This is a genomic window from Marinobacterium sp. xm-d-579 (assembly GCF_013282935.1).
In the GTDB taxonomy this organism is placed as follows: domain Bacteria; phylum Pseudomonadota; class Gammaproteobacteria; order Pseudomonadales; family Balneatricaceae; genus Marinobacterium_E.
The window spans coordinates 549,848-564,558 of sequence record NZ_WBYP01000002.1; the positions used below are offsets into that span (position 1 = coordinate 549,848).

Here is a 14,711-nt window from a genome sequence, read left to right on the forward strand (position 1 = left end):
CAAAAGTTAATTTTTACTTATTATTGAGTTAAAAAATCGTCATCAATTGATACTAAACCACCCCTGATATCGATGTGAGTTAGCTGAGTTACTCAATCAACTCTCCAGCGACTGAATGGCGGCCTGTATTACAGAGCTACTAAAGGGTTTTTCAACAACAGGAACATTTGCATGCTTCTTCTTAAAGCCATCTTTAACGGAGCTATAGCCAGTGGCAAAGATGAAAGGCACACTCTTATTCCGAAGACAATCTGCGACCGTTTCACTCGACTCATCGCCCAAGTTGATATCCAAAACCGCCAAACCTGGAATCTTTTTATTGATCGATTCATGCGCCTCTTGAACGGTTGCAGCTAACTCAATATTTTTGTAACCCATTGCCTGCAGCATTCTCTCCAACTCAAATCCGATGATCATATTATCTTCGACTATGAGAACACTCTCCTTATCCGGTTGCCCCTTGTGAATGATAGATACTGCCTCACTCGATGTAGAGTCGCTCTTATGCTCTGCTTCTGCAGTCTCAAAATGCATCGCAGGTATGACAAATTCTGCAACCACACCGGATCGTTGATACTCAATCTTGGCTACCCCGCCCAAATCATGAGGAATAGATCGATTGATAATGACCGACCCGAATCCAAACTGTGAGGGTGACTGTTCGATCGTTACACCTGATTCGCGCCAATATAAATGCAGTTCCCCTTGGTGAATCTGCCAGTTCAAATTTATTTGACCATTTTCAGATTTAGCCGCGCCGTATTTAACGGCATTGGTTAAAAGCTCATGAATCACCATGGTCATAGTCGTGAAGGCTTTAGGACTCAGTTTGACCTCAGGACCTGATCGTTTCATGAGATTAGTCTTCGCCACTAAAGCTCTCTCTTCATTGTCGAGAATCATTGTGAGCGGAGCGAAATTCCAATTTTTTTCAGTTAAATGCGTCTGTGCAATGGCTAAAGATTGCACACGTCCCCCTAAAATCGATTGAAAGTCCTCAATTGATAAATCTTTTGTCGATGTTTGCGAGACAACCCCTGAGATCAACCCAAGAATATTACGAACTCGGTGATTAAGTTCGTGTATGAGCATATCTTTTTGACTTTGCGCTTCACTGGCGATGCGGTTGTAATCATCTAAGTTACGTACAATTATTTCCAACAGTACGGTCTTGATCTGTTCAGCTAAGGCGATTTGTTGATCTGTCCAAGGGGCTGAATACCCCTTTCTCATTTCGATCCAAGCTTCGAAACTTTTTCTTGGTGTTAAACGAATACCGTTTGGTCCTAGCTCAACTGGCTTCTCAGGATTGCCAGCCCAGCTCACCGATTGCGGCTCCTCTTTTCGAAGAAAAATAAGCAGATCCTTAGGCCTTCTAGACATCGGAACCACTAACATACCAGCAAAACGATCAGCGATTGTGAGGTCATCATCGAGCCACTCTTGCAGTGACTCCACACTAAAAATACCGCTTTGTGATGAACGATTGAGTCGTTTTACAAGCAGTTGGATATCTTCAGAACTAATCGGATCTCCGGCCACTTGGTATTCACCTCCGACCACCAGCACCATGGAATCGGAGGGAATGAGTTTATGAATAAAATTGACATGCGATTTAAGGTTATCAAAGAGTGATAGATCATTGTTTAAGCTTGTCACCAACTTCATATGCAGCTGTCGGGAGAGTTCAGTATCACTGTGACTTTGACTGTTAAGCTTAACTCTCAGTTCCAATGCCAACGACTCAACATAGAGCTCTGCTATTGTTCTATCACACAGCGATACGTATTTATTTGAATAGTGGTGACACGCGAATAACCCCCAAAGTTCACCGTCAACAAGAATGCTAATGGACATAGAGGCAGCAACACCCATGTTTTTTAGATACTCAAGGTGAACAGGCGATACTGAACGAGTTGAACTGATCGAAAGATCAATGGTGGCGTGCTGCGGATGAATCGGCACGCCCGAGTCATGTACATCAGCAATCAAACGGGTGAGGTTTCTTTTGTAAAGCGCTCTGGCTTGTCGTGGTATGTCCGATGCTGGGTATCTAAGACCCATAAAGGAATCGACGGATGCATTGCGATGCTCAGCGACAACCTCTCCGCTACCATCTCCATGGAATCGGTAGACCATGACTCTATCAAAGCCCGTTAACGTTGAGACGTGTTCGGCCGAAATTGAGAGCAAATCCTCTAAATTATCAGTGTCTGTTACTTTTCTGATCATCTGCTTGAGGACCTGAAGTTGATCTGAAGAACTATCAACACTCTTTTCAAGCTCAACCACTATGGTGCTGCCCGATAAATGGATCGCCAGATCGTATAGCTGACCTGTTTTAAACAGATCAATGTTTGTGAGTCTCTCAGAATGATCAGAGCCATTTATGCCGAGGAATGTGGCTTTAATCCTATTCACTTCAGTCTTATCGAATAGAGTCTCTAAATTTCGACCCAGCATCTTATCCACGGGTACCTTAAACAGCTCTGTGACGTTTTCGGAGGCGGCAATGATGCCCCAATCTGAGTTGAACGCGATAAGATAACCAAAGCTCTGTACGCGTCCCAACAGGTGAATGGGTTCTTTTTCACAGGTACTCAAATCGTATTGTGTATTCATTTTGACGACGTTAGACATAATGTTTTTGCTCGTTTTCATTAATCACGGGTTGGTATTGATTCAGGCGAACCTTATTAAGAACGGCTTCAATGGCAGTCATTCCCGCGGGTTTATTGAGTATCTCGTTAAATAGATGCGCCGTATTGGTGAGCTCAATAGATGAAGAATCCAGTGCCGTTAGACCAATAATGGGAAGGTCATACCCCTTATCCCTAAGTTGTTTAGTGGCTTCAGGTCCATCTAATATCGGCATATTGAAATCCATAAACACTAGGTGAAAGTCTTTCTCTGATTCCACTTTATCAACAGCCTCAGCACCATTTTTGGCCAAAACCACATCGACCTTTCCGATCTTTAATAACTGTGATTTAAGAAGGATTAGATTGGTCATGCTGTCGTCTACAGCAAGCACCTTCAACATCAACTCTTGAGGGGGGCTCTCTGCTTTTAATTTAACCTGTTGAGCAACTGAATCACTTAAACCACTTTTTGCAAAAAAGTCGTGTAACAGGCTTGGCAAAATAGGCTCAAAAATTTCATCCGTTCGATCGACCAAGCCTGGTGGAAAAGCACTATTCTCAGATCGAATGATCGCTATTCGTCCCTCAAGGATTTTTAACGTCCAATCCCTACAGAGATGATTCTCTTGAATCGCAATTTTCTCTGAGACGACCAACGCATCAATGTTTGTCTTGGTTAGCTGTTTGAAAGACTGGACTCTGATGACCGAGGCACCCCAATCCCTTAAGAAGGTCTCAATGATTTCAAACTTAACTGATTTATCAGCAACAACCGCCACGATCGGGTCTGATCTAAATTTAAGGGGCGCTGAACCAGCTATTGACTGAGAGACAGGTAGCCTCAATTGAAAAGAGGCCTTAGTCCCCTTTCCTAAATCAGATCTCAGAACCAGGCTTCCACCCATTTTTTGGACTATGTCTAAACATATGCCCAAACCCAACCCTGAACCTAACGGCCTCCCCTTTTGTACATCAACCACCTGTTCAAAGGGCGAAAGAATTTTTTGTATATCTTTTTGATCAATGCCAATTCCGGTATCAATGATCGAGAAATGGATCTCTACTTCTGATCCAATCTGCCCCTTTAGTGCAGCCCAGACCTCGATCGAACCGCTATCGGTAAATTTGATCGCATTACCAATCAAATTGTTTAAAACTTGCTGAAGGTGAACACCATCGACCTCAACATTTTGTCTGAATAATTTCGGATCAATCATCAAACCGAGTTCAATTCCCTTACCCTCAGCAGCAATTGAGAACGTCTTAACGGTCCTTTCAATAAGGTCCGTTATATCGGTTGTGACGGGATTGATGACAACAGCACCCGACTCACTTCTTGCCGCTTCGATCGCCTTGTTCAGTGAGTCAAGAAGCCCGTTCGACGCCACACTTATTTTATCAACATGCCGTTTCGCCATTGGAGACATCTGTTCCGATTGCAAGAGTTCAGCTAGGCCCATGATGGCATGCAGCGGCGTCCGTAGTTCATGACTTAATGTTGCTATGACTTTTAACTGTTCAGTACGTGATTGGCTTAGCTCTGATTCATTCAATTCTGTAGCAATTTCAGGCTCGACTTTAACGGTCTTTTTTTGACTAGCCATTTGCCACCTCATCCAATTTAAAATATGAGTGACTGACAATATCTAAAGAGTCACTCATGCTTAAAAATAGTTTTTTAGCTGATTCAACTGCCGTCTCAATTTGCTGGGGTTCAATGAGCTGAGAATCGAGTTCATATTGCGTCGCTTTCCAAAGCGCGAAGGTGTTATCTCTGTACCCGTTATAAAAGTGGGTCACATCATGTCTATTCAAACTCCGCTCTATGAGCGGTGCTAACACCCTCCCCCCTAATGAAGCCCCTTCAAAGACATAAATCGCGCCTAGCACCTCAGATAGAGAGTTGTGATGAGTTTCAAAAGGTTCAGATTCAATAATGCAATCCAACGCATTCAGAGACTTAAGATCTTGAATTAACCAAGAGTAACGCTCAGAAACACGCTGTTTTAACGCTTCATTGGAATGATTCAAAAAGAGAGGTAGATGTTTTTTAATCCAATGTTCCAGTGCAACTAGAGCGAGAGTATATTCTCGCTCATTCAGAGTAGGTCGCACTAAAGATCTAAGGATAGGGTGAGCATCTAAGGATCTGTGAGATGCATTCGTAGACTGTTTCAAACATTCTGACGCATTAACATGGAGCATTGCTAAAGTCCTTCTGTTTTAAATGTTACTTAAAGTTCCTGTACTGCTCGAAACTATTTTTATTGTCTGACTTAACCATAGATCAAAAATTTGCAAAGCCAGGTTTTTGTTATTTATAAGCAAATTCGATGCCAAGTTTTCACATGCGGATTGATTTTTTAATAGAACAATCTGGCTAACAACTATCGACGTAAATGCTGAAATGAAATCTCTCTTTGCACCCTTACTGATGACTTTAAGCCTAACTAGCTGGGCTTCTAATATTCCTATTTTCGATACGCACGTTCACCACAACGATAAAACACAGGATGAATTTGATGATCGGAGAGTCGTCTCTCTTCTTCGTCAGTACGATATCCAGAAGGCCCTTGTTTCAAGCAGCGGTGATGACAACACTCAACGATTAAAGAGCTTGGCGCCTGATCTTGTGCTGCCAGCACTTCGCCCCTTTCGAAAAAGTGGTGAATTAAGAACCTGGATGCATGATGAGTCGGTCACTGAATATTTAGAGACACAGCTCAAACAGAACCATTACTTCGCCATTGGTGAGTTTCATGCGTTTGGCGATGAGATGCAGACACCCGTGTCAAAACGGTTAGTGGCTTTAGCCAAAGAGTACAACTTAGTGTTGCACCTGCATGGCGATCGTCAGGCGATGCAACAGATCTTTCTGCAGTGGCCCGAGGCTAAGGTACTCTGGGCACACGCTGGGTTTGAAGCCCCTAGTGATCTGGCTGGACTATTTGATCAATACCCAAACCTCTGGGCTGATCTATCCTTTAGACCAGAGATTGTTACCTGGGGAGGCTTCAACCCTGAGTGGGAAAAGGCTCTACTGGCTAACCCTAATCGATTCACCTTAGGAGCTGATACATTCAACCTGGATCAGTGGCAGAAGATGCCGCTTTACACTCTGGATACACGAGATTGGTTAAGTACACTGCCTTCAGAGGTGGCTAAAAAAATTGCTTACGAAAATGCGGAGAGGCTATTTGATGTTTCCATTTCAGATTAGACAACCGCGTTATCACTCACTGATACCTCTTATCACACTGGGACTAAGTTGCTCTTTATCTTCGCAAGCATTATTCGCCGATGTCACCACCGGTGGTATGTTGAACCAATTTCAGAGTCAATTTCCAACCATCTACCTACCCTCTGTCGGTGAGGTGGATCGTCGTCGTTTTAAGTTGCCAGAGGCCACCCAAGGTGAACCCAGCTTATACGTTAAAGGGTTTGAGTTTTCCGGTGTAAACAGCATCGATATCGATCATCTGCATCAGGCATTCTTGCCCTTTGAGGAGAGATCGTTTACCCCTAAGCAACTGCTTGAGCTAACGGATCTGATCACCGACACCTATCGACAACATGACATTGCGGCTATGGCACGCATCCCTCCACAGGATGCTAAAAACGGAATGATTGTTTTTGAGATACACGAGTCAAATTTTGTCGGTGCAATACTAGATCATGGTTTTGAAGATCATTTTAATGTCTCACTTGAGCGTGTCGAAGCAGTCGCCTCTCTTCCAGGGTCTGAAGGGGCACCACTGATACTCTCTGAACGAGAGCGTCAGCAGTTACTGACCATAGATATGCATGGCATCAGCGTATCAGGCGGACTGCAAGCAAACGATGACGGGAATCAAGAGCTAGAACTCTGGATAGAGAACAGTGACAGATTCTCTGGATCCATTGATCTAAACAACCAGGGTCTGAATGGATCGGGTGAAGAGCAAGCCGTTTTAACATCGATGCTATCTAGCCCATTTCAACGGGGTGGTGCTGGCTACCTGAACGCCATTAAGAGTGCCCAGTCTCAATTTCTTAGTATGGCTTACAGAGGGCCCATTGGGCTTCGAGGAACGACGTTAGACCTGCAAGCAGGAAGGCTTTCGGCCGATACAGACAGCAAACGACATCAAGCAATCTCCTACTCTCTAGGCGTTCGTCACCCACTGATTCGAACCCTTGGCAGCAATCTATTCCTATCAGGCATCGCAGAACAACGCTTGCTTGAGGAGAGCTCAACAATTAATAACTCTTCACTGACTGATACCGATTACAAGGTAAACACATTGAGACTGACGCTCGATGGAAACCGCGCCTTACTCAAGGATAGGCTCACCTATCGACTTCAAACCACCTTGGGTAACACCGACCTTGGGGGCTCACCCAACCGCGGTCATGACCTAGCCAATGCTAATACTGCGGGTACATTCAAAACATTCAGTGGATTCTTAACCTATCAAAAACGGTTAGCCGATAACTGGCAAGTAGTGACCCATTTACAAGGCCAAATGAGCCCTAACAACTTAGATGACAGTCAGCGATTAATTGCAGGCGGGTCTCAGGGACTTCGGGGGTTCAGTGCTGACGAGTTGATTGTCGATCAAGGCGCGCTGGTTCGTGTAGATATTATTAAACGGCTGAACGATCAATGGCGATTAGCTGGTTTTATCGACTGGGCAAAACTTGAAAGACGCAGCAATAATGCCGACGCCAATGCTAGTCCGTTGGAGTCTCATAACCGTATATCTGCTTACGATTGGGGCTTTAACTCTAGCTATAGAGTCCATGAGTCACTTCAATTCGACTTATCTATTGCTCAAGCACTATCGAATACTCAAGGGGTGAATACGGAACAGGGTGATGTCACTACACTACTGAATATGAAATGGGAGTTTTAAAGCGTCACTCCCACTCCATCTCTTCAAAGACACGCTGCGCATTGCGGCCATGGATCTCTTCGTAGACGTTCAAATAACTGAATGCACTCTGGTCAATAGATGACACACTCTGCATATCACCACCCTATTCAATCAACTCACCCACTTGTTCACGCAGAAACCTGAGGTAATCAAGGGTATCAGCCTTAGCTTTTTCCAAGGTTGTTGGTGCTCCATGGCCCGGAACAATCACCTTAGGATTTAACGACTCTATCACCTCAAACGCCTCTATCCAGGTTAGATGCTGTGATTGAGGGGCAACACCAAGCATCCGATCGATAAACACTGTATCGCCTGTATAGAGAACGGATAATTCTGGTAACCAGACAAAGTTTTCACCCGGAGTATGAGTATGACCGACCGGAATAAACTGAACCGATCGATCACCCATTGTGAGGGTACTCTCTGAGTCTAAAAGCGTATTGGCATAAGTAGGTTGAGTACCTTGGTAAGAATCACCAATCAAGTTGGTGATTCGCTGCACCTGTTGAGCTTCGCGAGCTTTTTGATCGGCTTGCGTAGTACTACTGCTGATTAACTCGGCGCCCTGCTGCGCAAAATAGTCATTACCGAACCAACGATGATCCTGACCACCCGTGTTGATCACTTTGATGACCGGTTTGCCAGTGACGGTTTTGATAGCTGCTTCTATCTTCTCAGCCCCCTTCCAACTGCCGCCAGAATCGATCAACAGAACCCCCTGATCAGAAACTACAAAACCAAAGGTGGCATTGTTTCCGAAATTTTCGGGAGATCGATCGGTCAGCGGCCCCACAATAGAATAGGTATTTGGAGCCACCTCTATGACCTGTAACTCATCAGAGTGAGCCAAGGGTGTCAAAGCTAAGGTTATGATAGCGAGGAATGGTTTTAGCATGTAGGAACCCATTGCATTAAGTGGTTGGAGCCTTACAGGTGATGAAGCGATTTCCCGAGGAGTGAGGGTCAGGCTGAAGGCCAGACCCTGATAAGGGTTTATGTGATCAGTTTGCAGCGGCTCGACAGATGGTCGCGAAGCTGTCAGCTTTAAGGGATGCACCACCGACCAATCCACCGTCAACGTCAGCCATAGCAAGTAGCTCTGCAGCATTTTTGTCGTTCATGCTACCACCGTAAAGAATGGTCACGCGATCAGCGATATCAGTGTTGTGTTTGGCTATCAAGCTGCGAACAAAGGCATGAGCATCTTGAGCTTGTTGTGGTGTCGCTGTTTCGCCGGTACCAATCGCCCAGACTGGCTCATAGGCAATCACAATTTGTGCAAAAGTGTCTGCACCACATAGATCGACAACCGCATTGACCTGCTCTTCTAATACAGCATTCATTTGACCCGATTGACGCTCTTCCAGTGTTTCACCGATACAGAGAACCGGTACAAGGCCGAGCTCTAGTGCTTTAAGCGTTTTTTCTGCCACCAATTGACTGGTTTCACCATAGAGAGAGCGACGCTCAGAGTGACCCGTCAATACATAAGCACAGCCAAGATCACGGATCATTTCACCACTCACTTCACCGGTGAAAGCGCCTTTCTCTTGATCACTTAGGTTTTGCGCACCCACTTTTATGGCAGTGTCTGCAGTTAACTCCAGTGCTTGAGGAATATAAATAAAGGATGGACAGACCGCGATATCAACGCCTTTTAGAGAAGCGACCTGATCGGCCAAACCAGTCAATAGAGATTCGTTGGCCATCAACGATCCATTCATTTTCCAGTTACCCATAATTAGGGGGCGTCTCATCACGTAACTCCTTAGATCCAAACAAAAAAGACAGCTTAATAAGCCTAGAGAGCCGGATCAACCATTAGTTGCCTAGAAGAGCATTTTATATCAATCTATCTTTCTTATAATTAAGAGTTTCTTTGCGGACCATTAAACAGGTTGGAGCTCTTTGTCGTAGTGCTTATTAAGATTCATGATTAAACGGGCAATCACTCAATGGGACTTCTAATCGACGGTCAGTGGCATGATCAGTGGTATGACACTAAATCATCCAATGGAAAATTTATTCGAACAGAGGCGCAATATCGAAACTGGGTTACCCCTGATGGTGCCGAAGGCCCAACGGGTGATGCAGGTTTTAAAGCTGAACCGGGTCGATACCATCTCTATGTCTCTTTAGCCTGCCCTTGGGCACATAGAACTCTGATCGTCAGAGCACTCAAGGGTCTACAAGACCACATCTCATTTGATGTGGTGCACCCCTTGATGCTTGAGCAAGGCTGGACTTTTGATTCAGACTTTCCAGCTGCAACCGGTGATCGTGTCAATCAGAAGCAGTTTATGCACCAGATCTATACCCAGTGCGATCCAGAGTACACCGGTCGGGTAACGGTTCCAGTCCTTTGGGATAAACAGAATCAGATCATTGTCAGCAATGAGTCCTCAGAAATTATTCGTATGCTCAACTCAGGTTTTAACCAGATGGGCGCAAATGATCTGGATCTCTACCCTGAATCGCTACAAGCAGAGATTGATCAGTGGAATGAGTTCATCTACGAACCCGTAAATAATGGTGTCTATAAGTCGGGCTTCGCAACCACCCAAGCGGCCTATGACGAAGCGGTGGTGAATCTCTTTGAGCATCTGGACAGACTGGAAGAGAGGCTAACCACTCGTCGTTACTTAGTGGGTCATCAGTTAACCGAGGCTGATATCCGACTCTTCACGACTTTGATTCGCTTTGACCCAGTGTATGTTCAGCACTTTAAGTGTGACCGTAAACGAATCGCAGAATACCCGGCCCTGTCAAACTACCTGCGTGATATCTACCAACAACCCGGCGTTGCAGAGAGCTGTGACCTTGATCATATCAGACACCACTACTACCGCAGCCATCCAACCATCAACCCGCATGGCATCATCTCCTACGGTCCAGAGTTTGATCTGATGGCACCCCACGGACGCGAGTTTTTGTAGTTGTTGGAGCCTTATCTTAGATGAGGCGATTGGTTTGAAGTGCATCGCGGCCTTTTCAAGACCGCTCCAACAGCAAGCAGCTAACCATGTTGGAGCCTTATCGCAGATGAGGCGATTTTAAAGAGCATCGCGGCCTTTCAAGACCGCTCCAACATGCTGTCGGGTTAGGGAGCCCAGTAGATATCGACAGGGGTTTTGCTTTGGCGTAGAACAGCGCGCACAGGCATCTCTTCGGTGTCGCCCTCACCCATCGCTTGCTCAAGTACCGGCAGTTTTGAATCGCCACAAAGGTGAATAAAGATACGTTTAGCGTGCAACAACCTTTGCAAGGTCAATGTCATACGCAAATGGGGAGCGACGGGCGGAGTCACACCCATACAGGCTTTAAAACCATAAGGGTTTAACGCTGCCGTTAGCTCTGGTGCATTGGGAAAGAATGATGCGGTATGACCATCCTCGCCCATGCCTAAAATCACGGCATCAAACTCTTTTGGAAGTTCACTCAGAACCTCTTCTAGCTTGGTTTGACCAGAACAGGGATACTCAGCGTCATTAAAGTGAGGAATAAAATGCGCAGCCGCCGCTCGATTCTGTAGCAAGTGTGTTTTTACAGATAGAGCATTGCTGTCTTCATGGGTATCAGGAACCCAACGCTCATCTGCAAGGGTAATCCAAACCTTAGACCAATCGAGCTCTTGGACAGAGAGCGATTGGAATAGTGCCGCCGGTGTCCGACCACCCGATACGACCAGTGTTGCACGGCCACGCTCTTCAATCCCGGCTTTTAATAGCGCGACTATCTCTTCCGATAAGCGACTTTCAAGTGACTCTCGTGTATCAAATTGAATCATATTGGACATCATTAAACCTCACTCGTGCCAAGAACGACCATCGCGCTCGATCAGAGCGATTGAACCAATAGGTCCCCAGGTACCGGCGTTGTAAGGTTTCACTTCGTCACCGACATCTTTCCATGCCTGAATCAACTCGTCACACCAAGTCCAAGAGGCTTCAATCTCATCACGACGAACGAACAGTGACTGATCACCGACCATCGATTCTAGAAGCAGACGCTCGTAAGCATCCGGAGTTCGTTGGTTAGGATCACTTTCGCTGAAGTCCAGGTTGAGCGCACGGTTTTGTAGATCCATGCCTTGGTGCATGCCCAGTTGTTTAGTAACAACGTGAAGACGAATCCCCTCATCTGGCTGAAGACGAATAACCAGACGATTGTTGACGATGTCACGCTGCTTAGGATCAAAAATAAAGTGTGGGTTATTTTTATAAACCACCACGATCTCGGTCATCTTTTGCGGCATACGTTTACCGGTACGCAGGTAGAAGGGTACGCCGGCCCAACGCCAGTTATCGACATTGACTCGTAGAGAGACAAAGGTTTCAGTGTTGGACTTAGTCGCAGCACTGCCCTCCTCTTCACCATAGCCAACCACCGCTTGACCACCGATAGACCCGGCTGTGTACTGACCACGAACGGCACGTTTAGTGACATTGGAAGAATTAATTGGGTGAAGGGCTTTCAGAATTCTGACTTTCTCATCGCGAATCGAGTCTGCATCCAGTTTGCTCGGCGGGTTCATTGCGACCATGCAGAGAAGTTGCAACAGGTGGTTTTGAACCATGTCACGCATCTGCCCCACTTTATCGTAGTAACTCCAACGCCCTTCAAGACCAACGGTTTCAGAAACCGTAATCTGAACGTGATCGATTGCCGAGTTGTTCCACTGTGAACCAAACAGGTTGTTGGCAAAGCGCAGGGCAATAAGGTTTTGAACCGTATCTTTACCTAGGTAGTGGTCAATGCGGTAGATACGGTTCTCATTAAAGTATTGAGCAACCGTATCGTTGATCACCTTAGAGCTCGCCAAATCGTGACCAATCGGCTTTTCCAATACGATACGCGTCGTCTCATTGATTAACTCTGCACTGCTGAGGTTTTTACAGATGTCACCAAACACAGCAGGCGGTGTTGCAAGGTAGTTAACCATGATTCGACTGTCATCAAGTTTAGCTTTGATCTTCTTGAAATCATCGGCGGAGGTCATATCGACCTGAACGTAATCAAGACGCGCTGAGAAACGTTGCCACTCTTCAGAGCTCATCTCACCAGGCGCTAAAAATCGAACCAGTGTCGCTTCCACCGCTTCAACAAAGGCAGCCTGGTCCCAATCCGCACGTGCAACGCCGATGATCTTAGACTCAGGGTTCAGTAGCTTCGCTTTGTCGAGCTGGAATAGCGCAGGAAATAGCTTACGCATTGCCAGGTCACCCTTGGCACCGAACAGAACAAAATCACAGGCTTGATGCATTGCATCGTTCATGAGCTACACTCCTTTGGAGGTGGAAAGAGTAAATGTAAAAAATTTATGTAATTTTAGTACATTTTGTAGCAAATGATCTACAAAAGTGATGAGCTAATTTTATATTTAAATGCACTATACCCCTTTCATTTTGGTGATTAGAGCAGTAAAACCTACTATTTTCCTTGAAACTGATACACTTAACAGACTGTTAACTTTTTTGTAATTTTTATACGTAATCCAATATGAGCATCGATATTACCCGTTTCAAAGAGCAGCTAGACGCTGTTCAACTGACTTTCAAGAGTGACCTTGCCATCATCTCCCTTTCAGGAGGGCACATACTAAGCTATCAATCCAATGGCGAGGAGCGGCTCTGGATGAGCCCTAAAGCCAACTTAGAGGCGGGCAAGTCGATACGCGGTGGCATCCCAGTCTGTTGGCCTTGGTTTGGTGCACACCCAAGCGATGAGAGTAGACCTGCACACGGCTTTGCGCGCACGTCAACTTGGACTCTGGTTGATGCTCAAGATCACGAGGAGTTTGCCTCTGTTACGCTTGGACTTGAGAACAGCGTTGCGAATCCCCTATTCCCATACGACTGCAGCCTAGCGATAAAGGTCACTCTGACCGACAAACTCAGCGTTGAACTGATTACTACCAATCTTGGCAATCAACCGATAGAGATCACACAGGCACTGCATACCTACCTCCCTATCTCTGATCTAGACAATGCCAGCATTGCGGGTCTGAAGGGAGTGGACTATGCCGATAAGCTAAAAGATTTCGTACGTGCAACGGAAGATCGAGATTCAGTCGATCTAAAAGAGCCAACGGATAGAGTCTATTTTGACGATTCAAATTGCCTGGTCTTGAATGACAAGAACCAAGAAACGCGAATATACAAACAGAACAGCGGTACCACAGTGGTTTGGAACCCGGGAAAAGAGACGGCTAACAATATGGCGGATATAGGCGCCGAGCACTACCGTTGCTTTTTATGTATTGAAGCGGCCAATGCGATGGAAGATAAGGTCCGCATCGAGCCGGGTGAAAGTTTTACCCTAAGGCAAGGTATCCACACAGCGTAGGAGCGGTCTTGCAAAGGCCGCGATGATTTTCATCCTGGACATGCCCTGCTCCTTTCCATCCGTGGAATCACAGGATACCGTCCATCCTGGACATAAAAAAGCCGCCCGGGATGGGGCGGCGAAAGGAGTGCAGATGCACTCAGTTTCCACGACCTTTAGGAAACAGGAGGTCTACAGTGCAGAGGCCTTAGCCACTGCGTCTGAAGCTAGTTTGGTAATACCGTCCCAATCTTTTGCATCAATCAGATCGGTTGGTACTACCCATGAACCGCCAACCACGTTAACGCTGGGCAGGCTCAAGTAATCGGTAAAGTTGTTTTCATTAATGCCACCCGTTGGGCAGAAACGAACCTGTGGGAATGGACCCGAAATCGCTTTAAGCATCTTAGGTCCGCCCGCAGCTTCCGCTGGGAAGAACTTGAACGCCTCAAAACCAAATTCCATACCACGCATCATCTCGGCAACCGAGCTGATTGCTGGTAGGTAGGGCATATCAGATTCCAAGCCCGCCTTAAACAGAGCATCAGTTGCACCAGGGCTAATGGCAAACATGCCGCCAGCCTCTTGAACCTGTTGAAACTCTTCCGGTTTAGTCACCGTGCCCGCACCGACAATGACATCGTCGACTTTGTCAGCAATCTCTTTGATCACTTCAATCGCTGAATCGGTGCGCAAAGTCACTTCAAGAACCTTTAAACCACCCGCTTTTAATGCTTCTGCCAAGGGCACAGCATCTTCCACGCGTTCAATGACAAGAACGGGCATGACCGGAGAGGTCGTTAACAACGCATCAACGTTAATGCTCATT

The 14,711-nt window shown here is 46.0% G+C and carries 12 protein-coding genes; 4 read left to right on the forward strand and 8 right to left on the reverse strand.

Annotated elements, in window-relative coordinates:
* Positions 1-96: 96 nt before the first annotated feature.
* The 3 genes from XMD579_RS06295 to XMD579_RS06305 are packed head-to-tail and all read right to left on the reverse strand — an operon-like array spanning position 97 to position 4,847.
* Positions 97-2,640, reverse strand: a complete 2,544-nt coding sequence (locus tag XMD579_RS06295) for a GAF domain-containing protein (protein WP_173506085.1) — start codon at positions 2,638-2,640, stop codon at positions 97-99.
* Positions 2,633-4,246, reverse strand: coding sequence for an ATP-binding protein (locus XMD579_RS06300; protein WP_173506086.1), 1,614 nt, complete (start codon positions 4,244-4,246; stop codon positions 2,633-2,635). The genes XMD579_RS06295 and XMD579_RS06300 overlap by 8 nt, the downstream gene beginning before the upstream one ends.
* Positions 4,239-4,847, reverse strand: coding sequence for a biliverdin-producing heme oxygenase (locus XMD579_RS06305; protein WP_173506087.1), 609 nt, complete (start codon positions 4,845-4,847; stop codon positions 4,239-4,241). Before XMD579_RS06305 ends, XMD579_RS06300 begins: the two co-directional genes overlap by 8 nt.
* A gap of 229 nt (positions 4,848-5,076) precedes the next feature.
* Between XMD579_RS06305 and XMD579_RS06310 the strand changes: the two genes are divergently transcribed.
* Positions 5,077-5,862, forward strand: a complete 786-nt coding sequence (locus XMD579_RS06310; protein WP_173484029.1) for an amidohydrolase family protein — start codon at positions 5,077-5,079, stop codon at positions 5,860-5,862.
* Positions 5,843-7,537 carry a ShlB/FhaC/HecB family hemolysin secretion/activation protein gene (locus XMD579_RS06315; RefSeq protein WP_173506088.1) on the forward strand — a complete coding sequence of 565 codons (1,695 nt, stop codon included), beginning with the start codon at positions 5,843-5,845 and terminating at the stop codon, positions 7,535-7,537. The genes XMD579_RS06310 and XMD579_RS06315 overlap by 20 nt, the downstream gene beginning before the upstream one ends.
* Before the next feature lie 124 nt (positions 7,538-7,661).
* Here XMD579_RS06315 and XMD579_RS06320 read toward each other — a convergent pair whose 3' ends face one another.
* Positions 7,662-8,453, reverse strand: coding sequence for an MBL fold metallo-hydrolase (locus XMD579_RS06320; protein ID WP_173506089.1), 792 nt, complete (start codon positions 8,451-8,453; stop codon positions 7,662-7,664).
* Between the two features lie 106 nt (positions 8,454-8,559).
* Positions 8,560-9,315 (reverse strand): triose-phosphate isomerase, encoded by a 756-nt coding sequence (tpiA, locus tag XMD579_RS06325; protein ID WP_173506090.1) that lies wholly within the window; start codon positions 9,313-9,315, stop codon positions 8,560-8,562.
* Between the two features lie 198 nt (positions 9,316-9,513).
* Here tpiA and XMD579_RS06330 point away from each other — a divergent pair, with 198 nt between their 5' ends.
* Positions 9,514-10,494 carry a glutathione S-transferase family protein gene (locus tag XMD579_RS06330; protein ID WP_173506091.1) on the forward strand — a complete coding sequence of 327 codons (981 nt, stop codon included), beginning with the start codon at positions 9,514-9,516 and terminating at the stop codon, positions 10,492-10,494.
* 164 nt (positions 10,495-10,658) lie between these two features.
* Here the strand turns inward: XMD579_RS06330 and pgl are convergent, their stop codons facing one another.
* A complete protein-coding gene (gene pgl / locus XMD579_RS06335; protein ID WP_217364088.1) occupies positions 10,659-11,345 on the reverse strand; it encodes a 6-phosphogluconolactonase in 687 nt (228 codons plus the stop codon).
* 18 nt (positions 11,346-11,363) lie between these two features.
* Entirely contained in the window at positions 11,364-12,833 is a 1,470-nt protein-coding gene (zwf, locus tag XMD579_RS06340; protein WP_173484032.1) for a glucose-6-phosphate dehydrogenase, read from the reverse strand.
* Between the two features lie 224 nt (positions 12,834-13,057).
* Between zwf and XMD579_RS06345 the strand changes: the two genes are divergently transcribed.
* A complete protein-coding gene (locus XMD579_RS06345) occupies positions 13,058-13,903 on the forward strand; it encodes a D-hexose-6-phosphate mutarotase (RefSeq protein WP_173506093.1) in 846 nt (281 codons plus the stop codon).
* Between the two features lie 171 nt (positions 13,904-14,074).
* On the opposite strand, the gene XMD579_RS06350 is transcribed toward XMD579_RS06345, so the two are convergent.
* A complete protein-coding gene (locus XMD579_RS06350; protein WP_173481071.1) occupies positions 14,075-14,710 on the reverse strand; it encodes a bifunctional 4-hydroxy-2-oxoglutarate aldolase/2-dehydro-3-deoxy-phosphogluconate aldolase in 636 nt (211 codons plus the stop codon).
* Between the last annotated feature and the right edge of the window lies 1 nt (position 14,711).